The sequence below is a fragment of the Streptomyces sp. PTL18 genome (assembly GCF_059510295.1).
Window position 1 is genome coordinate 1 of record NZ_JCAJZO010000042.1, and the last position, 22,458, is coordinate 22,458.

The window sequence follows — 22,458 nt, forward strand, 5'->3', positions numbered from 1 at the left end:
GTACACGCGGCCAACGGCTGCTCCGTCTCGGCGGCGTCCGGGAGATCAGCTGCAGTGTTGGCTGTGTGGAGGTCGTACCCGCGCAGCAGGGGCTTGCCCTCCCTGTCTCGCTTCGTGACCGACCGGTTCGGTATCTGCCGGGCCACCTTGGACAGCGGTCCGAAGCCGGTGCCGGGCCGGCTGGTGAGGAAAGGTGCCTGCGGCAGTGCGTATCCGATCTTGACCGTATCAAGGTCGGCCTGCGCGTCCGGGTACTGCGTAGCCACCTCGCGCCGCAGGAACTCTTCCACGTCCTGGTGCAGGGGCACCCGCTGGCGGACGCGCAATGTGGGATCTGTAAGCACCCGCCCCCGCTCGCTCTTTTGGACCTCACCCGCAGGGTCCGAGACAGCGACTGCTTTGCGGACGAGGCGCCACAGCGGACGGGTGAGCTCGCCCGGCAGACCCGCCCCCATCAGGGCCGCCGAGAAGGCATTCTCGAAGGCGGCCCAGGTCATCCAGGTCTGGCCGTTTAGTGAGCGCAGTGCGCGCACCAGGGAATCCGCCCCCTCGAAACGGGCCAGCAGCTTCGCCGACTCCAAAGCGGCGAGGGCGGTGGCGTTCACCGTGAAGTGTTGCCGCAGGGGCTGCTCGATGATGACCTCGCGGTAGCCGAAGTCACTGGAATCGAGCAGCAGCGCCGTGTCCTCGCCATCGGCGGCCTGATCTCCGATCGATGCACCGCCGTGCGCGCTCTCGTACCGCTGCACGATCTCGGTGATGTGCTGGTCGGTGAGGTAGTTGCGTTTGCTGCCCATCAATCCGCGTTTCGTCGCGCACCGTCTACGCGCATCCAGGGCGATAACCTTTCCGCGCAGCTGAGACGGCTTGTGGTTCGACAGCAGCAAAATGTACGTGGCAATCCCAGTGTTCGGCAGGAGCTGACCAGGAAGGGCGATCACGCCCTCCAAGAGATCCTGCTCCAGTAGCCATCGCCGGATCTCCGACTCACCGGAACCGGCTCCGCCCCGGTGAAGAGGTGAGGCGTTGAGCAAGACCGCGGCGCGAGCGCCGCCCTGGTCGGCCGGCCGCATGTGAGCCACTAGGTGCTGGACGAACAGCAGTGAGCTGTCGTTCACGCTTGGCAACCCTGCTCCGAAGCGTCCGGCGAACCCCAACTCTGCCTCCTGTGTGACCGCTTCCTGCTGCCGTTTCCAGGAGACACCGAACGGCGGGGCCGCCAGCAAATAGTCGAACTTCTCGCCGCTGTGGCGGTTGTCTACAAGGACGTCACCATGCACGAGGCCGCCCGGATCCAAGCCCCTTATCAGCTGTACGGAGCGCGCCGTCGCATACGCCTCTTGATTCAATTCCTGACCAGCGACAATCAGCTCGGAGGGGCTCCCCAGTTCCCGAAGGAGCGTCTCGACAGCGGAGAAAAAGCCGCCAATACCGCAGCACGGGTCGTAGACCCGAGTAGGGGCAGCGGTGCGGGTCAACGTCGCGATATCTGGACCAAGCACAAGCCGAGCGATTAGCGTGGTCACGTCCTGCGGGCTTGTGTGCTCCCCCGAGACGTCCAACGTCTCGGTGAAACGCCGTAGCAACTCCTCGAATGCCCGGTCTATCTGCTGATCGGGGACGGTTGCTTGACTCAGGTCGAGCTCGGCGAACTGGGAGACCACCTGCCGCAGCACTCGCACGCGCGCCAGGTGACGGACCGTCTCCGCGAAGTGGAACGAATCCAACACGTCTACAACGTCTTCGGGGAAGCTCCGTACGAGACGATGCAACTCTTCGGCGAGAAACGTCTCGCGTTCAGGTGATGTGACATCGTCAGAGCTCTGCAGCAGTTCACCGAGCCCTTCAACGGGAGCTGAGCTACCGGGGCTGTCTTGGCAACCCGAGACGCCGTCCTTGTGCGGCCCAGGCGTTGTCCCCTGCTGGCGAAGACAGTCCATCCGACGCAACACCGTGAAGGGCAGGATCACTCTGCCGTACTCGCTTGCCCTTAGGTGGCCCCTCAGCAGATCTGACACGGACCAAATGGCATCCGCCAGCCCGTGGTTCCCGTCCCCAACCACTCACCCTCCCCGCCCCTGGTGATCTCGGCCGCCTTGGCGTCGCTCATCGTCTCATTGAGCAGTGCGTTGGTGGGCACTGCTGTGTAGGGCGGTCGTTCCGTCTTGCCCGTCACGAATTGTCGCCGACTACCCTCGCCGCCGAGCGGAGATCTTGGGCGTCGCGGCCCTTACCGCCGACGGCGTCCCACTACGGGCCGTCCGACTGCTTCTCGGCCCCGGATGGACCAGCTGTCACGGATTCAGTCACGCCTGAGAGTCCGGGATCGCGCCGTTCTGAAGAAGCGCGATCGTCGGCATGACGATCACAGCCCAACCCGCCGACGCAGCCACGCACTCTCGGCTGAGCTAGCCGAGGCGAGCGACCCCGATGATCCCTTGAACGAACCTCCGGTCCCGGACATGGCCGAGTTGTTGGGAGACGTCCAACCACTCAAGGACCTCATGGCCCGGACCGAACGCCGGCCGCCATCAGAGCCGAGCAAGAGGGACATGGATGCTTCTTCGGTGAGCAGCGTTCTTCACCTTGCGTAACCTTCGAACTCCGCCGCCAGACCAAGGCTGCGCATCGCTGCCTACATCGGCGTTCCGCATAAGGCCCGGATTCCGGTGTTTCGCAGGACTCAGTGCGCAGGAAGCCCGGCTTCGTCCACGGCGACAAGCTTAGGGGTTGGGTACGACAGATCAGCCGCTCTGAACCGCGCGATCGATCGAGGACGCGCTGACGGCACACGTCACGAGCTGCCCAACGGGGTGACCGTCGCGGGCAACGAGTCGTTCGAGACCCTCCAGCTCTACCTCGCCACTACCCTGCCCGGCTTCTGCCACCTCGCCCTCGGGTTGGCCGGCTCGGTCAGGTGCCGCTGAAGGAGGTGGAAGCGGCCGGCGCGTTCCTGGGCGACGGCCTTCAGGCGGATGGTTTGCGGGGGGCGGGTCTCGTCGCGTACGGCGCTTGGCCCGGCTCGACTGGGACGCCTCATGGAGGCGGCTCCTTGAAGGAGCAGCTCACCACGCTGAGGAAGTGTCATCTAGCGGCAGCGGTGTCACCTCTGCATTCGTCTGGCGTCCCACCAGCATTCGTCAGCGCATCGCGCTGAATACAACAGCGGCAGCCAGCGCTCCGAGCAGGGCGCCGACTACCGTCTGGGCGGGGGTGTGGTCGCGGAGCGCGACGCGGGACCAGGCCACGGCCGCGACGCCGAGTACCAGCGGTGCCACGTGCGCGCCGTACGCAAGCAGGAGGATCACGACGACTCCGCCGGCCACGGCGGTGTGGACTGAGACCTTCCACCAGATGGTCACGATCATGGTGGTGATGAGGCCGATGAGCATGGCGACGACCAGGGCGAAGACCTCGCGGGGTGCCCGAAGAGCGACCAGCAGTGAGATGCCGATGAGAACCGAGGCCATCGTGGCAAGGAGAGGGACGGCGCGCTGCTCGCGGATTCGTACGTGCTTGTCGGTCCAGTTTCCGCGCTTGACGCCGAGCATGATGACGGCGAACGGGATGCCACCGCAAAACAGGGCGGCCAGCAGGCCCCAACCGAGCCCGGTGACGCTGCTCGTGCTGTGCCAGCCAATGACCAGCAGTATTGCGATGACGAGGTTGGCCGGCGCGAGCGTGTCGGTGATGAGGCGGGCCATGCGGGACTCGGTCACTGTGTGGTCTCCAGCGTTCGGACGTGGTCGAGCTTTGCGGCGAATGCGCGGGTGAGGTCGGAGTCGTATGCCCTGGCGAGTTGCTTGAGCGCCTGGATCTCGCTGGGCAGATCCCGACCGCCGCTGGCAGGCGGGAGTGCCTCGCCGGACGAGGGCTCGTTGTGTTTCCGGGCCTGTTGGGCGCCGACGATCCAGCAGGCTTCAGCGGCGATGTCGGCCTGCGCGCCGATGAGGCCGGAAGCCGCTACGTGAGCGCGAGCCTGGTCGCGCAGGCTGCTGGGGGCGTGGTCGCTGAGGGTTAGAAGGGCGTCTCTGATCTCGATGGTGCGGCGGTACAGCCGGTCGTGAACGCGCCGGGGACGGAGAATCTCCGAGGTTCTGCGCCGCAGCGGGTCCAGTCTCACGGAGGGCACGTCCTCCGTGAGACTGAGCCAGAGCGGATACAGCTGCAGCAGGTCGCGGTATTCACGGCTCCAGCGACGCAGTCGTCCGGCGGCGGGCAACGTGCTGCCAGTCACGATGAGGACCAGGGCGCTGAAGAGTAGAAGGCCGCTGATCGTCTCACTCGTGCTGGCTGGAACGGGACTATGCCGCAGAAATCCCAGGACCACGGCGGCCACGCGGTGTGCGGCGTAGACGATGCCGATGGTGGTCCCCATGCCGGTGAGGCGCAGGCCGCGGCCGAGGAGGCCGGCATCGGGCTGTCGGCCCCAGCGCCAGCACAGCCGGGAGGCGCTGAACAGCGCCGCTCCGAGGTACGCCGTCCACACCCCTCCGTAGGCGGTGATGCGCCAATCGGCGGCGTACTCGGTCAGCAGGTCGACCGCTTCCCGCGGTTGAGGAGTGGCGAAGAAGAGCACCGTGATGACGGCTGCTGCGGCGGTCGGGAAAACCAGGTGCAGGCGGGAGGACTTAAGTCCGGATGCCTTCTCCTGGGCCATGTCGTGGACGAAGGTCAGCACCGCATGTGCGGCGACGATGCAGCCGACGTGTTTGCCCAGGGAGCTCAGGTTGTTGACCCCAAGTGTGGCGTCCATTGGTGCGGCGATGGAGGGCACCCTGAGCGTGATGGCGACGGCGAGGGCGAGGAAGGCGATCCACAAGGCTCGTTTGCTGGAATCGCGCCATGCGGCCGGGGTGCGCCACGCGGCGACCAGCCACAGCAGCACCGCGGGAAGTATGTCGATCATTCCCAGGACGCTCTTACGTGTCGCTGAGCGCGTCGCCCAGGCGCCGTAGGACACTGCTGCGCGGCGTCTTGCTGGTGTGGGAGGCGGCGGCTTTGCCGGCGATCAGTCCTGCGAGACGTTCAGCGTCCCGTTCGTCCTCGGTGCCGTAGCTGGCCCTGGTGAGGAGACTGACCACAGTGGCGGGGTCGATGTCCGGAAACAAGCCGCCGCCGTCTGTCTGGACACCGTCGAGGATCGAACGGTGGCCCAGGAGCATGTGACCGATCTCGTGCAGGATGATGTGATCCTGGTGCAGCGGGCTTGTCGCCGCCTCGTGGAAGATGTGGTCCGCCTTCTCGGTGGCGATCCACACCCCGCACGGGGCGTCGGTGCCGGAGATACCCGGGACGCTGTGCAGATGGAGCGGACGGCCGCGCTGCGCCGCGATTCGGTCACAGAAGACCTGGACGTCGAATGGGTCCGGGATGTCGATCGAGGCGAGCACGTCGCCGATGTCCGGACGATCTTGGCGTCCGTCGCCCGACTGCTGTCTTCGACTGCGCAACGGCAACTCGGCTCCGCTGGTGGTGCTGTATGTGTCCGCAGTAGAGGCGGCTCCGGAATCCAACATTCCGGCACAGGAACGATACGGCAATCTTCAGCGGAATATGCCAGGAGCATGCTCACTTCATGCTGGACACTAAGATGATCAAGAAATGTGCTGATTCAGCATCACTTGATCAAGGCTGAATCGGGCGGCCATACGCATGAGCGCCGCGCGAACTGAACGGACGGACCCCCCCCGTGGGTGACGCGCGCCACATTTTTCGTCGGGTAGTGCTTGCGCCTCGGCGTCATCCCACGCTCACCGGCTGGACGCCTCACCGTCGGCCAGCCCCTCCAGCTGACGGGCTCGCTCGATGAATCCCTTGATCGTCTTGAGGGTCTCCACCGACAGCCCGGAGGCTCTTGTGGCGACCTCGACCACATCGTTGTCTCGCATGGTCTCGATCAGCTCCAGCTGGGCAGCGATCCGCTCGGAGGACTCATCGTTGAAGAAGTAGGCAGGGGCGACACCGAAGAAGCTGGCGAGGGCTTCCAGGTGCTTCATGGTCGGGTTGTCCTTCTTGCCCGTCCTCAAGCTCCAGATGTAACTCGCCGAGATCGTGGGTCCCCCGGATCGCTCGATGCCGGACGCGACCTCTTCGTAGCTGTACGGGCCACGGTTCTTCGGGTGGATCGTCGTGAAGAGGTGGTCGAGCTTCTCCGCGAGGGTGCGCAGCTTGGCGGGCGCTCCGTCGCTCATGTCGGGTCCTTCGGTGGCTCGCTTGGTTGCTGATTCTATCGACTGCTGTGGACGATACACGGCCTTGCGTGGGCGTTCCATTCTCCTCGGTTGACGTGATCCATATTTGCTGGTCTAGTGTCGTCGCGTCGCCATCAACTGGTGGGAATGAGGAGGCTGCGGCTTCTGAGGACCAGACCGACGTGGAAGGGGGAAGCGGGTGCGAACGCCGCCGCTCAGAGGGCCGTGAGTCCGCGCATCGCGAGCCACACATGAAACCGGCGCCCGGGAGCTACCAACTCCCAAGCGCCGGGCCGGCGCCCCGAAGGGCACCGATTCACATCTCGCGGACGGCGGGGCTTTTGCACGAGAACCGCCGCACCGCACTCCTACGAGCAACGGAGTATCGCATGCTCGCCACGCCGAGCGAAACCCTGGCCTGCCCGGACACGGCACGGCAGCACCGCCTCGCGGCCCAGCTCGCCTACATGATCCCGGGGGCGACCACCATCCGCGTCCGCCTCCCCCACCCGAAGCAGGCGTGGCTTCACCCCCACGCCATCGCGACGGACGCGGTCGGGGAGCCGATCGAGCTGAGCCGGACGACGGCCAGGATTGCGACCCGGTGGGTCCTGCAGGTCTGGCCAAACACGGACCGGACCCGGTCCCGCACCTTCGAACTCGCCACAGCGAACCTCACCCGCAGCAACCTCGCCGCTGCCCGTCGGGGCCGCTGACATGGCACGCATCCGAACCATCAAACCGGAGGCATTCGTCTCCGAGTCGCTCGCCGAGGTGAGCGTCGAGGCGGAACGGACCTTCTTCGGCCTCCTGACCCAGGCCGACGACCACGGCCGCCATCGCGACAACGCCGCGATCATCGCGGGGCTGCTCTGGCCCCTGCGGGCCGAGCACACCTCGGTCCACGTCGAGGACGACCTGCAGCAGCTTGCCAACGCGGGCCTGCTCTGCCGGTACACCGGCTGCGACGGCCGCCGCTACCTCCACGTCGTGACCTGGTCCGAACACCAGAAGATCGACAAGCCCAGCCAGTCCCGACTGCCCTCCTGCCCGCAGCACCACGCGGCGGACCGGTGCGGTCCTTGCAAGGGGACCTGCACCCAGCACCCCGAAGCGTCGCCCACTCCTACCCGAGAGCTCGCCGAGACCTCGTCGAACACTCCTCGAGCCCTCGATCTGCCCGCGCAGCCCGCTCAGACGCCTCCCGTCTCCCGAAGCGGGGCCCCGGCCGCCCAGCAGGGGGCCCTCGCCGACCCCGTCGGCGCCCCTGGTTGCAGCGGCAAGAAAGCTGCAGATCAGGAGGGATTCGCCGAGGGCTCCCCGAAGCCTCCCCGAAGCCTCGGAGAGGGCTCGGCGCCTGGATCTAGGATCTTGGATCCTGGATCTTCATTCCCTACGGGGCGCGCAGCGCCCGCCGCCACCGTCTCGGCCAACGACCTGATCGGTGAGTACGTCGCCGCGTGCGACGAGCGTCCGCCCAGCGACGTGATCGGACACCTCGGCCGCATCGCCAAGAAGCTCCTCGGTGAGGGCATCGCCCCGGAGTACGTCCACGCCGGGCTGAAGCGCTTCGCGGAGATCCAGGGCCACCCCAGTCGCCTGCCGAGCCTGGTCAACGACGCCATGAACGCACGGTCGGCCGGTTTGGCGCGGCCGGGAACCCGGCCTAACGTGCCCGCTCACCAGGCGTGGACCAACCCGGTCGACGCTGCCGCCGCCTATGCCGAGGAGCTGTGATGCGCACCCACACCCGCGACCCGCAGACCCTCGGCGGCGCAGGCACCCTGAACCGGATGGCCCGGATCCTGGCCGCTCGCAACATCGACCCGGCCGCCGTCGCCGCCCTGGCCGACGAGCCCGAGCCCTTCTCCCCGCTGGGCGCCCTGTTGGCCGCGATGCCCCCGCGCTACCAGGGCGCTGTCGCCGACCACCCGCAGGTCCTGACCTGGGTCCGGGAAGTCGCCCGGCAGGCCGTCGCCCCCAGCCGGGGAGCCCGGCGGCAGGTCACTACCGGCCCGAGCCTGCTGATGGCCGGGGTGGTCGGCGCGGGCAAGACCCACCAGGCGTACGGCGCGGTCCGACATCTGGTGCAGACCGGCGTCGGCGTGCGGTGGCGCGCGACCACGGCCGCCGACCTGTACGCGGACCTGCGCCCCCGGCCGGGAGCCGACAGCGAGCAGGAGCTGGCGGCCGTCAGCCGGTGCCCGGTGCTGATCATCGATGACCTGGGCGCGGCCAAGGCGTCCGAGTGGGTCGAGGAAGTGACCTACCGGCTGATCAACCGCCGGTACAACCACATGCTCCCGACCCTGATCACCACCAACCTGGCGATCAAGGACCTCCGGGCCTACCTCGGCGACCGCGTCACGAGCAGGCTCGCGCAGATGACCACCCGGGTCGAGTTCGAGCCAGTCGACCGCAGACGTCACCGCCCCGCCGCCTGACCCACCGCAGGCCGCCACGCAGGGTCGCGCTCCCAGAGCGCCGCCTCACGCACCTCCCGACCCAGCGCAACCCTCCGCCGACGCCCCTGCGCGCGGAGAGCGATCGGAGCATCTCGCATGACCACCACGACGATCAGCCCTGCCCGCCACCGGTCGCTCGGCGACCACACCTGGCAGGACCAGGCCGTCTGCCAGAGCACCGAGTACAACCCGGTGGACCCCGAAATCTTCTTCCCCGAGCCCGACGAGACCACCAAGATCACCGCCGCCAAGTCGCTGTGCGGCCAGTGCCCGGTCCGCCGTACCTGCCTGGACGCCGCCCTGGAAGGCGGCGACACGCACGGCATACGGGGCGGGATGACCGAAGAGGAGCGCGAGCCGCTGCACGAGAAGCTCGCCAGTCGCCTCGACTACAGCCGGGTCAACGCCACCATCGCCGGGCGCGACGTCCACCTCACCAAGGCCGAGCGTCGCGCGGTAGTCCGCGCCGCCTACCGCCACGGCCTCACCGAACAGCGCCTGGCCTGGCTCCTGAAGATCAGCGAGGAGCACGCCCAGAAGCTGTACCGCGAGACCCGCCGAGCCCTGCGCAACCGAGACCTGGAGCAGACCACGAAGGCCACCTCGCCCCCCGAGACCGACGGCGAACGCCTGGGCCGCGACGACTTCGGGACGGCGGCGTGAGCATCGCGAGCGCGCAGAAGGCGGCGCATATCACCGGCTGGGACCGCGCGGTCGTCATCGCCCTCGGTGGTGCGGGATGCGCCCTGTCGTACGACGCCCTGCAACAGATGGCCGTCGCCATCCACGTCCGCGGCTTCCTGACCTACCTCTTCCCCCTGGTGATCGACGGGTTCATCGCCTACGGCATCCGTGCCCTGCTGGTCCTGCGCAACGCCCCGCTGCGCGCCCGGCTTTACGTCTGGACACTCTTCGGCACGGCAACCGCCGCCAGCATCTGGGCCAACGCGCTGCACGCGGTCCGACTCAACCAGGAGACTGCCTCGGCCACCGGCCTGCGGCTCGGAGACACGGTGGTCGCCGTGCTGTCCACCATCGCCCCGCTCGCCCTGGCCGGAGCGGTCCACCTGTACATCCTCATCGCCCGTGGGCCGGTCAAGGACAACGACCGAAGTGACCGCGACGACCTCGGTCAGGCCAGTCGCCCCGGTCAACCCGAGCGCATCGCGGTCACTCGGACTAACCGGGCCGGTCAGCAGCAGCCGCAGCCCGGTCAGGTCAGCGCCGGAAAGCCGGTCACCGCGCTGACCAACCGGCCCCGCCTGCCCTCGGACAAGCTGTCCCCGGGCAGCCGAACACTGACCGGGGACAGCACCACGGCGGACACCACCCGCCCGGAGCCCGGTCACAATGACCGGGGGCTCAAGGCCGCTGACCTGGGCGGACAGTCGGACACGACCCCGGCGGTCAGTGACCGACCGGCCGGTACCGAGTCGGTCGCTGATCACCCGGACAACCTCCCGGCGGTCACTGACCAGCCGGTCACAGGCCGGGACACCCGGACAACCGGTGGCCGGCGACCTGACCCGGACACCGAGGAGCTGCTGGAAATCGCCCGGTCAGCGGTCAGGGCCGAGGACAAACTGACCCGCAAGGTGGTCGCCCAGGCGATCCGCGGTCAGCAGATCCCGCTGTCCAGCGACACGCTGACCGCCCTGATGGTCCAGCTCCGCCAGCAGCACGGACAGTCGGTCACCACTCCCCGGAACTGACCGCGCACCCCATGAGGCGGGTGCCGAGCCGGAAACCTCGGCCGGTCACCCGCCTCGGCACCCCCACCCCACGACCTCCTCCCGTGAACCGGAGAGCAGCGCCATGCGCACGAACCCCGCAACACCCGCCGAGGTGGACACCTGGCTGACCGTCCTGATCCAGCGCGGCCACCTCCACCGCGCCGAATCCGGCCCCGACAGCACCTGGACGGTGCAACGTTGGCGACACAGCCGCCCCTGGACCCTGCACCACCCGGTCCTCGCCATGGACTGGATCGAGGACATCGTCCGCGACATCCACCAGCAGGACGCGGAGACGGGCCGGTGACCGCCAACGATCCGGCGGCCACCACGTCCGGACCGCAGCGTGACCCCAACACGGCGCCGGGCGGAGCAAGTTGTCGCATACGACGGTCCTACGGCCCGTCGTACGCACTTGCCCCCGCCCAGGGGAGCGGGGGAAGCCCGGCTGGTCCCCGAGCGAGGGCGCACGGTGACCAGCCGGACTCCCGGCACCAGGGGGCGCCAGTCGTGGGAGGAGAAGCAGACGACCGCGCCCCGTGCGAGCAGCAGAGCCCGAGCCAACCCGCGTTCCCCGACCGCAAGCCACGCCGCCGTACCCGCAACCCGAGCCAGCGCACCCACAAGACGACGACCCGGCTCTCCGACACTGAGAAGACGGAGATCGCCGCCGCCGCCAAGCAGCGTGCCGTCACCGTCGCCCGATTCCTCGCCGCCGCCGGCCTCGCCGTCGCCCGCGGCTCGACCACCGTGCGCACCAACGAGCAGCTCGACGCCGCCATCGACGAGCTGGTCGCCCTGCGCACCGCCATCTCCCGTGTCGGCAACAACATCAACCAGATCGCCTTCGTCTACAACGCCGGAGGACAGCCCCTCCCCGGCGAACTCGACCGCGCCCTGACGACCGTGAACCGCGTCCTGACCCGCGTGGACGACGCGGCCGACACCCTGGTGAAGAAGCGCCTCTGATGGTCCCCAAGATCCGACGAGGCTCGCGCACCCATGGCCTGCTCGTCTACTTGTACGGCCCCGGCAAGCGCGACGAGCACACCGATCCCCACCTCGTCGGCAGTTGGGACGGCTTCGCCCCCGACCCCGGCCGCGACACCAGCCCCGAACCCGACCCCAAGGTCACCCTGGCCCGGCTCGCCGCTGCCTTGGACCTGCGGGTCAAGCAGGCTGGCGACAAGGCGCCGGCCCAGCACGTCTGGCACTGCTCGGTCCGTACCGACCCCGGCGACCGGACCCTGACCGACGACGAGTGGAACACCGTCGCCCGCCGCCTGGTCCACGCCGTCAACCTTGCCCCCGAGGGCGATCCCGACGGCTGCCGCTGGGTCGCGGTGCGCCACGCCGACGACCACATCCACATCCTCGCCACCATGGTCCGAGGCGACCTGCGCCGCCCGAGGATGAACTACGACTTCAAGAAGGCCCAGGCCGAATGCCGTCGCATCGAACAGGAGATGGGCCTGCGTCGGCTCAAGCCCGGCGACGGTACCGGCGCCAAGACGCCCACCAGCGCCGAGCGCTTCAAAGCGGAGCGGGTCGGCCGACCCGAGACACCGCGCGAGATGCTGCGCGAAGCCGTCCGCCAGGCCGTTGCCGGAGCCGCCAGCGAAGCCGAGTTCTTCACCCGTCTTCGCGAGGCGGGCCTGCGCGTCAAGCTCCGGCGCGCGCCCTCTGGCGACGTCCTCGGCTACACGGTCGCCCTGCCCGGTGACCGCAACCGCCATCGCGAGCCGGTCTGGTTCGCGGGCTCGACCCTGGCCCCCGACCTCTCCTATCCCAAGATCCAGCGCCGCTTTGCCGACGGAATCCCCGACGAGGCCCCGCTGCCGGAAGCAGACAGCGGCCGGTCGAACTGGTCGCCTCCCGCACGGGGGCGACGCACCGCGACCGGGATCGCCGAGCGCATCGCAGTCCTCCTGGACAGCGACGACGACGAAGCCGCAGCCCAACTCGTCGGAGTCGGCGAACTGCTGGACGCCGTCGCCCAGACCTCCCCGGCCGCCACCCGCGCCGAACTTGGCGCCGCCGCTCGCTCCTTTGAACGAGCCACCCGCAGCCACGTCCGAGCCGAACGCGCTGACACCCGGGCGATCCGCTCTGCGGCCCGGGGCATCATCCAGGCCGGCGGTGCGCTCGGCCGAGGAGAAGACGGCGGAACCACCGCCATGCTCGTCTCCACCCTGGTCCTGGTGGCGTTGGCCGCTGCCCGTTGGCACTCCGCACGCGGTCACGCCCAGCAGGCCGAAGCCTCCCGGCAGGCCGCCGAGCAACTTCGCGCCGCCTACCGCCAGGCCGCTGCCGCACCCATGCAGGCCCTGCGCGACCAGGGCCAAGCCTTGCCCGAAGCCCAGCGTCGCGCCTACGAGACCACCATCCGCGCCGCCCTGCCCGAGAACCGCACCCGACCCGGCACGGGCACGAAGAACGACGCCTTGGCCGCCACCCTGGCTCAGGCCGAGCAAGCAGGCCTCGACCCCCAGGCCCTCCTGCAGGAGGCCATCGCCATGCGCGAACTCGACACGGCCGAGGACGTGAACGACGTCCTGGTCTGGCGACTGCGCCGCCTCGCCCAGCTCCCCGCCCACCCGGTCGAGGCCACTCGACGCCCCCAAGTAGGCACCGGCCGCGCCAAGCCTCCCGCCAATCGGACCGGCGTCCGGACCGCGTCCCCGGCCTCACCTCGGCCCGCCGCACCGGACCCGCGCAGCCGCCCGCCGCGCCGCTGACTAGCAGTCGGCAGGCCCACCACCGGCCTGCCGACTGCGCGAAACACCTGGACAACCGATTCCACCCGCTGTTACGGATGAAGAGAAGGCCCTCGACCGGGAGACGACGCTCGTGCTCAGAACGACCGACAACCACGTAGAGACGGCCCCCGTCCTGCCCGCCGCCCCCGCCGGCAGTGATCCGCTACTGCAACTCCAGTACGAGACGCAGCCACCCAGCGGACCCGGAGCGACGCGATGCCTCAGCCACCCGCCGGAGCTGTCCCTGCGCGGCATCCCCGTGCTGTGCTCGGCCTGCCGGGCCCGGCGCGACTGGCTGCTCATCAACCACGGCCGTAATGTCTGGGTCCGCTGCCGCTGCGGCAACCAGTGGCTCGAGCCCGAGATCAGCCGCGCCGACTTCGATGCCATGATCGCCATCCCGGATGGGACGACCTACCCGAGTGTCGAGCAGGGCCTGATCGCACTCGGCTTCGATGGCGCCTTCGCTGGCACCTACCTGGAGTAACTGGTGCTCGCTGCCAGCCCGGCCATCCCGCTGGCGGCACCGTCGGCACTGATCGGGTGACACCGGCAGTCGATCAGGGCCGTGTTCTCAGTGATCTGACCCCGGTTGACCGACTGCGGATGGAGTATTGCGGCGGTTGGCCCCACATGTACGAGGCCCAGCTGGCGCGCGTCGGCGCCCGTGCCCGACTTCAGGCCGAGAGGCCGAGAAGAACGACTCGACGACGTCCGTGAAGCCTCCACCGATCTCGCGACCTGCCTCATCACCCACCAACACGTCCAACGCCTTTGTCAGGACCGCTTACACCGCGAGACTGAGGTGCCGTGCCCTGGTGAGCGCGACGTAGAGCGCGCGGTGGGCTTCGTTGGTGGGGTTGAGACCTCTCAGGAGCGCGGCCTCGTCGGTCTCCTCCAGCCTCACCCCGACCCGGTTCCACTCGCGCCCCTTCGCTTGGTGGCAGGTCATGCCGGGGACCAGCCCCTCACGGGCGACCTGGAGCCTCGTGCGCAGTTTGGCGAGGGCGGCCCGGGGTGTCCGTTTCTGGCCTTCCGACGGCTCAACGGGCGTCATAGCGACCATGGTGGATGCCAAGTCGGTCCAGATTCCGGTGAGATTGCCCTGACCTGCCAGGCGCTCAAGGGCGTTACGCAGATGCGGACGCAGCTGTGCGAGAGTGTCGCTCTTCATGATGCCCAGGCTGGTCCGGGCATCGATGAGGTCGATGCCCGGCCGGCCGAAGGCGCTCTGGGCGAGTTCGTTCAGGAGCAGGGTGCAGACCGCTTCCTGGAACTGGCCTGTCTTGGTCCTGACGGCCAGAGGAAGGATATGAGGGTCGGCATCCCACAAAAGTCTCCACTGCCGTGCAAGGACGACATCGACGTCGCGTGCCTCTCCTGCGGGAAGGACTGCCCTCTCCTTGCGGCGCAGCTGGCGTGCCAACGATGTCTGAGCTGCGCTGCCACGCCAGCGGAACGAGGTCTGGAGTTCACTGCGCTCGAAGCCCAGTCGGCTCAGGAGGCGGGGGACGTTCTCCGGGCGTGCACCGCGAAAGCCGTAGAGAGCCTGCCAGGGGTCTCCTACCAGGGTGATGACGAGGCCCGCGTCTGCCGCAAGGTGGATGACCCTTAGGTCCAAGTCGTTTGCGTCATAGACCTCGTCGACGAGCAGGGATCGGATCGTCGTGGCGAAGTAGGCCATCACGCAGGCGCGGACGCCCTCGATGCGAAGAGCAACCTGCAGTACTTCGCGTACGTTGTCGTGCGTACACCGCCCTTCACCGACGGCCGAGGCGAAGCAGTCCGGTTTCACGAAGCTCTCCCGTCTCGCTTGCCGTACGGAGTCGGTGACGATACGCGTGCCATTCAGAGTGAGGACCGGCTTGTCGAGGGTATAGGTGGTGGGCAGATGGGAACGCCAAGTGTCCAGCACCTCGAGTTCCTGGTGGCCGCCGGGCCACTGGAGGATCCCGAAGCGCAGGAGGTGGGCGAGGAGATCGTTCAGGATCGTGTCGAGCGTGACGATGCGGTGAGGCCAAGCCAGGGCCGACGGGCCCCACTGGCCGGACACGCGGCTGCGTATCTCCTCGGTGGCCGAGCGGGTGAAGCTGACTGCCACGACCGCCCGGTGATCGGTCGTACGTGCGTAGCGGTGCAGGCCGAAACGCTGGTTCGACACGGTCGTCTTCCCTGAACCAGGAAAAGCCTCTACGTAGAGAAGGCGGTGCGGGCTCGCTGCGGCGAGGACCTGTTCGGGTGTGAGAATGCGGGTGCCGGGCCCATAGTTACTCATGGTCGCCCGTCGCCTGCTGTATGGCGGCCGTGGGCCAGGCGCCGGGTGAGCGACGCTGAGATTGGAGACTCTCCCAGGGCAGATCCTCTGCCTCTGGTCCGTCGGGATCCGGTTCGTACGTCGTCTCGTCGGCCCACTCGGGGCTCTCCAACTCGTCCGGCCAGAAAAGGCCCTCGACGTCAGCAGTCGGGACGTCGTCTGTGTCCCGTTCGCTGGCCGTCATGAACCAGTCCGGTTCATCGAGAGCCTCAAGAGGGTCGCTGCCGTCCGCCGCGGCGCCATCTGCTGCCGGATCGGACGGGTACAGGAAGTCGAAGAGCTGCCGCATGTGCTCGGGGACTGTTGGCGGGTCGGGCACCTCCCCAGAGTCCGCCTCGTTGGCCTCTGCAAGCAGAGAGGCGAAGGCCAGCGCGAACTCGCCTTTCTTGCTGGAGCCCCGGCCTGCCTTGATCGCGGGCTCCTCCTTCGTGCCCTTCTTCGCGCTACGAAACAGCTCGTACATCGTGCGGGCCGTCACGTTTTCCTCATCCAGGCCGACCTCGCGCAGAGCTGTAGCGATCAAGCGCTCGTTGCCCTTGGTGATGGACGGTTCCAGGGTCGGGTGACTGACGAAGGCGTCGACGACCGAGGGGTCGTGTTCGGAGAGCCACCCCGGCTTCTTGCGCTCCTCGCTCTCGAAGGGCAGGTCGCTGTCGACGAGGACGGCCAGCTTGGTGCATAGTTCGCTGCCTCGGGTCGCCAGGAGATGCGCCGGCCACTGGCCGACTTTCCATCCCATGTGCACGATGCTGAGTGCGTCAATGAAAGCGTGTTTGAGTGTGTCCTGACCGGCCCAAGTCCTGCCGAACTCCCGGAGGACAGCCGCGTCGGTAACACCCTCGACGAGGACGAGACGTTCCGCGAAGAGGGCGGCGGACCGGCTCGCATCCAGATGGAGCCGGGTCTTCCGCAGCGTGACGTCACGGTGCTCTGCCGGCACGACGTCGGCAACGGTGCGGCACACCCTTCCTTGCGCCGTCCGGCGCACGACGACGAGTTCCTCCGGGGCACAGGACGTGATCACGTCCGTCGCGTGGCTGGAGAGAATGACCTGTAGCTCCGGCCGCTCCTTGACGGTCCTGCGCAAGTATCGGACAAGGGCGTGCTGCATCTGCGGATGGAGGTGCGCCTCGGGCTCCTCGATGACGACCGTTGCGTGGAAGGGCTTCGTACCGAAGAAGGAATCCTCCTCCGACTCGGCGTCCGCCTGGGCCTGTTCGAGGTTCCGGACAGCCTGCTGGATCTCTTCCTCCACCGTGAGGGGCGGCCGATCAGCGAACTCCGAGTGTGGCCGGGCAGTGTCCTGCGGAAGCTCTGTGGAGTCAGGTATCGCCGCCAGGGTCACGGCTATGTGCAACAGGTTCACGTATCCCAGGCCGGACACTTCGAGAGGCCGGGCGAAGGCGCGTCCTTCCATCACGGCGAGCATGAGCTCCAACACGCGGGCGAGGTAGGTGTCATCGATGACCTGGCCACGTATGTACGGCCACTGGGGATTCACCCCAGCCGACAGATCTGTCAGGTAGCCACGGATCCGCGCCTCGACCGCATCGATGATGTTTTCCTTGGCCAGATCCTCCAGCAGTTGGGAGGCCCGCGCCCGGAGACCCACCAGGTTCCGGGTGCCGCTCTGGCGCTGCTGTTCGGCACGGAGCAGTTCAACCAGGATCCGTGTCTCTCGGCGGGCGAGCTCGTCCAGCGGATGACGCCAGGCCGGCAGGTAAATGAGTTTGTACGGGTCCAAGTCCAGAGACCTGCCGTGCGCCGCCTCGATCTTGGTGGCGACGCTGCCGAGCCTGCGGCTCAGCGTGATGCCCCATCTCTGGGCGACTTCACCGAGCCGTTGATGGCCGACCCCGTGCAGCTGGCGTCCGAGGCGCCCTTCCTCGGCGAGACTGTCGGCCAGCTTGTACGCCACCTCGACAGTGCGCTTGGAGCCTTCGGGCGCGAGCGTGGCAGATCCGTACCTCGGCAGGACCGGGAAGCGGGAACCGGGATGAGCGAGGTAGAGCGCGTCCGTGAGGGTCGTCTTTCCGGCGCCGTTGGCTCCGATCAGCACGCTGAAACGGCCGGGCAAGTGGCAGACCATCTCGCCCTCCGTGCTCGCCCGGAACCCGCTCACCGCGATACGACTCAGGTGCACCATGCCCCCCATGGACAAGAAGTACGTCAGTAGTCATCATCGCCCCCGACACTGACAACACTCGGCTTTTTGTGCTCACTTGCAGTCTGAATGTGGGCCTGGGCGAAACCGACCGTCAGGTGACCAGAACGACAAGAGTCGTATGACGGGGGACTGTCACGTACGGACCTGTGGGAGCCCGAGGGTGAGATCCCTTCGGGCTCCCCGACCATCTGCGGTGGCGGTCAGACCTCGGCGAGGCGGTTGGAGAGGTCCAGGGCGACGGTGGCGACCGTGAGGGCGGCGCACAGGCCGGTCACCTCGTGGATGGTGGGGCGGACCAGGCGCGGCCAGTCGTCGGGGGCGGCGGGCCAGGAGGCGAGGAGCACCTCGGTGGTGGCCAGGCCGAGGTGGGCGGTGACGTCCCAGCCCGCGCGCGAGGCAGGCTCCCAGTGCAGTCGGAGACGGCCGAGCGGGAGTTCAGGGATGCCCGCCGGGAGCCAGGAGACGTCGAGCGGTCCCTCCGGGAGGGCGGAGACGCGCTGGACCAGTGCGCCGCGCACTCCCGGCGGCATGGGCCGCACGGCGAGGGCGTGCAGCGGGTGGGCGGTTGAAGGGTGGGGTCGCGGTGAGATCGGGGCCTCCTGGACAGGTTCGTACGGCGGGTCAGGCCCAGGCGAGGGCGTTGCGGACCGATGCCGGGAGGTAGCCCTCTTGGCCGTCCTCGGCGATGAACGCCATGCCGTCGCCCACGACGACGTCGATGCTGAGGTAGTGGGCGAAGGGCCAGTCGGGGTTGACGGCCAGGCGGATCGGCAGGTCGGGGTCGAGGTTCTGAAGTTGGCGGAGCAGGTGGCCGACGGTCGGGCAGTGGGGCACGGAGAACCTCCGGAAGCGGGGTGGGAGGGCGAGGCAACGTGGTGATGGTGCGCCAGCGGGCTTCGAGGCCGCGTTGTCGTGCAAGACGGGCTGCCGGGTGATTCAGCGGCCGGCGATGAGCGCGGCGAGGAATCCGGCCACGGCCTCGGAGGGGGCGTCGGGGCCGAACTCCTGGACCCAGGGCTCGGCGTCGGAGGGGTGGACCCGGACCTGCCAGACGATGCCGCGCTTCCAGGCGGCGGTGTCCTCGGGGAGCCAGCCGACGTAGACGCGGCCGTCCGGGCTGGTGTAGTGCACGTTGGCCTCCGGGGTGTCGACTATCGCCCAGCCGAGCCCGCCGAGCAGTTCGAGTACCGGGCTCGCGCAGTGGTCGCTGGAGAGCCAGGCGCGTTCCTCCACGGCGGGGCGGACGACGGCTGGCAGGAGGGTGCTGGAGGCGTTCACGAGTGGGCGTCCCTTCGTTGACCTGCGGTTTTTCCCGACGTCCGTACGTTGACATGCGGTGTGCCGAAGTACGTAGTCGTTTCCGGGAAGGTGAGGTCTGCCGTGGGCGAACTGGCCGTCGAGGAGGGCGGAGGCCAGCGGGCCGGGGAATGGATCGGCGCGACCGGTTGTCGTAACCCGGTTGCGGCACAGGGCCGTACAGAGCAGAAGGGGCAGGCCGTGGCGGAGTCGAGCAGACACTGGGACGGTGCCGGGCTGGAGAGCAAGATCCGTGGCGCAGGGCGGCCGTGGACAGTGGGCGACATAGCGATGGTGGCCGACGGTCAGTGGGCCGTGGGCATCCAGGCCCGGGGGCAGCATGACGGGGAAGCCGTGGTGGAGCGTCGGATCGCGGACGGGCGGCGCGTCGAGCTGACGTGGGTGGAGCTGGCCCGCGCGATGGACTCCCGGTTCGGCGCGGCCCATCGCGACGAAGACTCCCGCTGACCGGTTACCGTCCGGGCCCGGTCGTGGCCACCGTGGGGCGGACAGCGGCCGACGGGGCGGGCTGGTCCGGTGGTTGGCCCAGGGCACGCCGCGCGTGCGCGGAGCGGGCGACAGCGGCCTGGGCCAGGCTGAGCGACGGTGCCCGGTCGGCGGTCACAGCGGCTTCGCGGGCCTCGATCACGTGGCTGATCGCCTGCAGGGCGATGCGGCTCTCGGCCTGCGCGACGCGCAGGTCCACCGCCGAGCTGGTGATCCGCTCCAGGTCGTGGAAGGCCGGCACATGACCGCCCCGGGTGAGGGCGTGCAAGCGGTCCTGGTGGACGGCGACCGCGTTGTTCGAGACGACGAGGCTCGATCGGATATGCATCGCCGAGCGGAGGAGAGGGTCCTCGACAGGGCGGCGGACCGCGAGGTTCTCCAGCACGTCGATGGGGGCGGCCCAGGCTTTCTCGATCATGGCTGTAGCCTGATCGAGTGCGGTGGCGTCGGGCATGGCGGAACTCCCGGTATTCGGAGGTGCTGCTTCGGTCAGAGGCGACGTCTCGGAGGGGATGGGAGCGGGAGTCAGCGGCTGTGCCGTGCAACCGACGGGCTGGCCGGCGGCCTGGCCGCGGCTGCGTGTGCGAGGTTGCCCGAGAGATTCTGTGCCGAAGTCGCGGTGCGACTGCGAGCGGCCACCACGCGGAGGTCGGCTGCTGTCTGCGGGGCGCGTGCGGCGCGGTGGACGGCCTGGGCGACAGCGGTGCGGCGCACGTCGAGTGGCGTCGGAGCACGAGAGATCTGAGGATCGGCGGCTTGGCCGACCGGGGCCAGCGTGACCAGGTGCTCCACCTTGCGGTTGATCTGGTGCCGCTCACGAATCGCCGGGGATGAGTCCGACATGGCGGCTGCGGTCGCCGCGACCAGGTGGGTCGGGGTGCGGGCTGTGAAGGCCGCTTCCGCGCGCCTGCCCCAACCCGGAGGACCGGCCCACAGCCTGATGGTTTCGTCGTCCCAGTCAGAGAGGCGGTTGTCGATTAGAACGCCTGCTTGGCCGTCGGGGGCGATGATCTCGACAGTGCCGCGCTCGGCCGCCCCGTCGCGGGTCCAGCCGGCATCGGTCAGCGGCCGGACGGCATCAGCCCAGTACAACGACGGGCTCGTCAAGAAGCGTCCGTTGCCTTCGGTGACCTCGGCTTCGGCGTAGTCGCGGGCCAGAGCGCTGGTGAGCCCGGCGACGATCTCGGCCGGGGTGACGTGGTTGAAGGTTGCCGTCCAGCGGGGTGCGGAGACGGCGTCCTCGGCGGCGGTGATCTTCCACAGTTCGAAGTCGTCGCCGAACCAGCCGATCCGTATTCGCTGGTCGGGCGAGGTGACGAGGAGCTGGCAGGGGCCCTCGTCGAGATAGTGGTGCGGCCAGTGACTGACAGGGGCGAAGCCAGCGTCCCCGGTCCCGTTGGAGCCGGCCAGGTACATGGGGCTGACCAGTACCTCTTGATAGGGATGCTGGTCGTAGGGCTGGGTGTTCACGGTCGGGACTCCGAGGTGTAGGGGGAACGCGCCCGCGTGCGCGGAGGAACGAACGGCTGGACTGCACGGGGGCGCCGTGGCAACGGCGTGAAGCGGCTGGCTCTCAGTGCCGCCCGGATCACCGGCCCCGGGAGGAGGCCGACTGAGCGGCCACGGCTACCGGCACCCGCGGTTGTGGCTGCAGAGCGTGGCTGAACAGGGAGCTGGGCGCGGCGGTGCTCCGCCGCAGGGCCGCTGAGGTACGGATGCCGTCCGACCCCAGAGGGATGCCAGTGTGGGTGCGCGTGGCCGCCGTGACCCGGATAGGGGCGGGACGCGGTGCGGCGACGGGGTTGCTCCAGTGCTCTACGGCTGCGTAGACCGGGCCCAGCGCCCGCCCGGCCGCGGTCAGGACGTACGGATCGCCGTGGCGCGGTCCTGTGCGGGTGACCAGGCCGTCGAGCTGAAGCCGAATCAGGCGCTGCCGGGTGAAGCCGTTGTCCAGTCCTGCCTGTTCGGCGATGTGGACGAACCGCATGGGCCCGCCCGCGTCGAGGACCTGGATCACGTCGGTCGAGTGGCGAAGGTGCAGTCGGCGCACAGCGTCCTCGACGCGCTCCGCACCGGCCACCTTGCCGAGCGGCAGGTGCGCGTGGGACCAGTCGAACAGCGCCCGGTGTACCGGGGACAGTGCGTTGCCGAACCCGCTGAGCTGGTACGGGGCACTGTGGCGATCACCGGCTCGGGTCACCAGCCCGTCATTGTGCATCTGGGCCAGCCGCTTGCCGACGAGCTGCTCGCTGATGAAGGGGAGGCGGGCGGCGACATCACGCACACGCATGGGGCCGCCATGCTGGGCCAGGGTCTGTGCCGACCAGGTGGTCCACTTCGGCGCTATCAGGGACAGTGCGTCCTCGACGCGCCGGGCGTCGACGAAGCCGATCTGGGAGGTTGCGGGTTGTGCGGGGGCGGACATGGCGGTAACTCCGTTATGACGAGGGGTGAATCGGGCGGCGGGGTGCGGATCAGTCAAGGTCGCGCTCGGCGCGGAGACGCTGGAGCACCGTGCCGAGGCGGCGGTTGCTGACGTGGATGCCGCGGGCGTGCAGGCCTTGGCGCAAGGCTTCGCGGTTGAGCCGGGGCAGACGGGCGGCGACCTGGCGGGCTACGGCTATGAGGTCCTCATCGCCCGGCGCGGGGCCGGTTCGCCGGGCGGCCAAAGGCCGGCGTGCGGCAGGCTGGTCCAGGAGGAGGCGGACGTCCAGCAGGTCCCAGACTGCCTCGGCTTCCGACTGCTCCCGGCGTTCGAGGTCCACGACTTCGGCCGCGTACCGCAGCACGAGGTCGTCGAGGGCGTGTTCGCCGGAGCGGCAGCGCTGCCAGGCCGCGTCGAGATTGCGGCGGGCAGCACGGGCATGGGCGTTCGTCGAGGCCAGGCCGTCGAGCCGCCGCAGCACGATGGGCAGAACGGGATCTCCCGAACCGCCATGCGTGCTGTGGCGCTGGAGGTACTCCAGCGGGCGGCCGTACCGGTGTTCGACCAGGTGGCGGGTGTAGATCACGGTGGACATGGA

General features: G+C 68.7%; 24 protein-coding genes. 10 read left to right on the forward strand and 14 right to left on the reverse strand.

Annotation, left to right across the window (positions count from 1 at the left end; translation table 11 throughout):
* The 5 genes from AC5WS8_RS36690 to AC5WS8_RS36710 form a co-directional block, all read right to left on the reverse strand.
* Nucleotides 1-2,018: class I SAM-dependent DNA methyltransferase (locus AC5WS8_RS36690; RefSeq protein ID WP_496107817.1), on the reverse strand; the 2,018-nt coding region annotated here is incomplete at its 3' end.
* 1,122 nt (nt 2,019-3,140) lie between these two features.
* Complete coding sequence (locus AC5WS8_RS36695; RefSeq protein ID WP_496107818.1) at nt 3,141-3,719, reverse strand: phosphatase PAP2 family protein; 579 nt, start codon at nt 3,717-3,719, stop codon at nt 3,141-3,143.
* The gene (locus AC5WS8_RS36700; RefSeq protein WP_496107819.1) at nt 3,716-4,909 is read right to left on the reverse strand and encodes an MAB_1171c family putative transporter; all 1,194 of its coding nucleotides are present in this window, start codon (nt 4,907-4,909) and stop codon (nt 3,716-3,718) included. The genes AC5WS8_RS36695 and AC5WS8_RS36700 overlap by 4 nt, the downstream gene beginning before the upstream one ends.
* Before the next feature lie 13 nt (nt 4,910-4,922).
* Nucleotides 4,923-5,519, reverse strand: coding sequence for a hypothetical protein (locus AC5WS8_RS36705; protein ID WP_496107820.1), 597 nt, complete (start codon nt 5,517-5,519; stop codon nt 4,923-4,925).
* A gap of 234 nt (nt 5,520-5,753) precedes the next feature.
* Nucleotides 5,754-6,194: a helix-turn-helix domain-containing protein gene (locus AC5WS8_RS36710; protein WP_496107821.1), complete on the reverse strand. Its 441-nt coding sequence runs from the start codon at nt 6,192-6,194 to the stop codon at nt 5,754-5,756.
* A gap of 389 nt (nt 6,195-6,583) precedes the next feature.
* Between AC5WS8_RS36710 and AC5WS8_RS36715 the strand changes: the two genes are divergently transcribed.
* From AC5WS8_RS36715 to AC5WS8_RS36755, 9 genes are all read left to right on the forward strand, one after another.
* Nucleotides 6,584-6,910, forward strand: coding sequence for a transcriptional regulator (locus AC5WS8_RS36715; protein ID WP_311699059.1), 327 nt, complete (start codon nt 6,584-6,586; stop codon nt 6,908-6,910).
* 1 nt (nt 6,911) lies between these two features.
* Nucleotides 6,912-7,931: a hypothetical protein gene (locus tag AC5WS8_RS36720; protein ID WP_496107822.1), complete on the forward strand. Its 1,020-nt coding sequence runs from the start codon at nt 6,912-6,914 to the stop codon at nt 7,929-7,931.
* Nucleotides 7,931-8,638, forward strand: coding sequence for an ATP-binding protein (locus tag AC5WS8_RS36725; RefSeq protein WP_496107823.1), 708 nt, complete (start codon nt 7,931-7,933; stop codon nt 8,636-8,638). The genes AC5WS8_RS36720 and AC5WS8_RS36725 overlap by 1 nt, the downstream gene beginning before the upstream one ends.
* Before the next feature lie 117 nt (nt 8,639-8,755).
* A complete protein-coding gene (locus AC5WS8_RS36730) occupies nt 8,756-9,322 on the forward strand; it encodes a WhiB family transcriptional regulator (protein ID WP_311699056.1) in 567 nt (188 codons plus the stop codon).
* A complete protein-coding gene (locus tag AC5WS8_RS36735; protein WP_496107824.1) occupies nt 9,319-10,371 on the forward strand; it encodes a DUF2637 domain-containing protein in 1,053 nt (350 codons plus the stop codon). The genes AC5WS8_RS36730 and AC5WS8_RS36735 overlap by 4 nt, the downstream gene beginning before the upstream one ends.
* A 103-nt stretch (nt 10,372-10,474) precedes the next feature.
* On the forward strand, nt 10,475-10,699 hold the full coding sequence (locus tag AC5WS8_RS36740; protein WP_311699054.1) for a hypothetical protein: 225 nt from the start codon (nt 10,475-10,477) through the stop codon (nt 10,697-10,699).
* A gap of 203 nt (nt 10,700-10,902) precedes the next feature.
* A complete protein-coding gene (locus tag AC5WS8_RS36745; RefSeq protein ID WP_496107825.1) occupies nt 10,903-11,361 on the forward strand; it encodes a plasmid mobilization protein in 459 nt (152 codons plus the stop codon).
* Entirely contained in the window at nt 11,361-13,130 is a 1,770-nt protein-coding gene (locus AC5WS8_RS36750) for a relaxase/mobilization nuclease domain-containing protein (RefSeq protein ID WP_496107826.1), read from the forward strand. Before AC5WS8_RS36745 ends, AC5WS8_RS36750 begins: the two co-directional genes overlap by 1 nt.
* A 112-nt stretch (nt 13,131-13,242) precedes the next feature.
* Nucleotides 13,243-13,638, forward strand: a complete 396-nt coding sequence (locus tag AC5WS8_RS36755) for a hypothetical protein (RefSeq protein WP_496107827.1) — start codon at nt 13,243-13,245, stop codon at nt 13,636-13,638.
* A gap of 300 nt (nt 13,639-13,938) precedes the next feature.
* Here the strand turns inward: AC5WS8_RS36755 and AC5WS8_RS36760 are convergent, their stop codons facing one another.
* The 5 genes from AC5WS8_RS36760 to AC5WS8_RS36780 all read right to left on the reverse strand — a co-directional run bounded on the left by AC5WS8_RS36760 (nt 13,939) and on the right by AC5WS8_RS36780 (nt 18,910).
* The gene (locus AC5WS8_RS36760; protein WP_496107828.1) at nt 13,939-15,426 is read right to left on the reverse strand and encodes a UvrD-helicase domain-containing protein; all 1,488 of its coding nucleotides are present in this window, start codon (nt 15,424-15,426) and stop codon (nt 13,939-13,941) included.
* Nucleotides 15,419-17,524, reverse strand: coding sequence for an AAA family ATPase (locus AC5WS8_RS36765; protein ID WP_496107829.1), 2,106 nt, complete (start codon nt 17,522-17,524; stop codon nt 15,419-15,421). Before AC5WS8_RS36765 ends, AC5WS8_RS36760 begins: the two co-directional genes overlap by 8 nt.
* 308 nt (nt 17,525-17,832) lie before the next feature.
* On the reverse strand, nt 17,833-18,162 hold the full coding sequence (locus AC5WS8_RS36770) for an esterase (protein WP_496107846.1): 330 nt from the start codon (nt 18,160-18,162) through the stop codon (nt 17,833-17,835).
* A gap of 91 nt (nt 18,163-18,253) precedes the next feature.
* Entirely contained in the window at nt 18,254-18,466 is a 213-nt protein-coding gene (locus AC5WS8_RS36775) for a hypothetical protein (protein WP_496107830.1), read from the reverse strand.
* 102 nt (nt 18,467-18,568) lie between these two features.
* Nucleotides 18,569-18,910, reverse strand: a complete 342-nt coding sequence (locus AC5WS8_RS36780; RefSeq protein WP_496107831.1) for an SPDY domain-containing protein — start codon at nt 18,908-18,910, stop codon at nt 18,569-18,571.
* A gap of 102 nt (nt 18,911-19,012) precedes the next feature.
* On the opposite strand from AC5WS8_RS36780, the gene AC5WS8_RS36785 reads away from it, so the two are divergent.
* A complete protein-coding gene (locus AC5WS8_RS36785; protein ID WP_496107832.1) occupies nt 19,013-19,396 on the forward strand; it encodes a hypothetical protein in 384 nt (127 codons plus the stop codon).
* Between the two features lie 4 nt (nt 19,397-19,400).
* On the opposite strand, the gene AC5WS8_RS36790 is transcribed toward AC5WS8_RS36785, so the two are convergent.
* From AC5WS8_RS36790 to AC5WS8_RS36805, 4 genes are all read right to left on the reverse strand, one after another.
* Nucleotides 19,401-19,853 carry a hypothetical protein gene (locus AC5WS8_RS36790; RefSeq protein ID WP_496107833.1) on the reverse strand — a complete coding sequence of 151 codons (453 nt, stop codon included), beginning with the start codon at nt 19,851-19,853 and terminating at the stop codon, nt 19,401-19,403.
* A gap of 107 nt (nt 19,854-19,960) precedes the next feature.
* Nucleotides 19,961-20,851, reverse strand: a complete 891-nt coding sequence (locus AC5WS8_RS36795; protein ID WP_496107847.1) for an SPDY domain-containing protein — start codon at nt 20,849-20,851, stop codon at nt 19,961-19,963.
* 172 nt (nt 20,852-21,023) lie between these two features.
* Nucleotides 21,024-21,860: a winged helix-turn-helix transcriptional regulator gene (locus AC5WS8_RS36800; protein WP_496107834.1), complete on the reverse strand. Its 837-nt coding sequence runs from the start codon at nt 21,858-21,860 to the stop codon at nt 21,024-21,026.
* Nucleotides 21,861-21,909: 49 nt separating this feature from the next.
* Complete coding sequence (locus AC5WS8_RS36805; RefSeq protein ID WP_496107835.1) at nt 21,910-22,455, reverse strand: hypothetical protein; 546 nt, start codon at nt 22,453-22,455, stop codon at nt 21,910-21,912.
* Between the last annotated feature and the right edge of the window lie 3 nt (nt 22,456-22,458).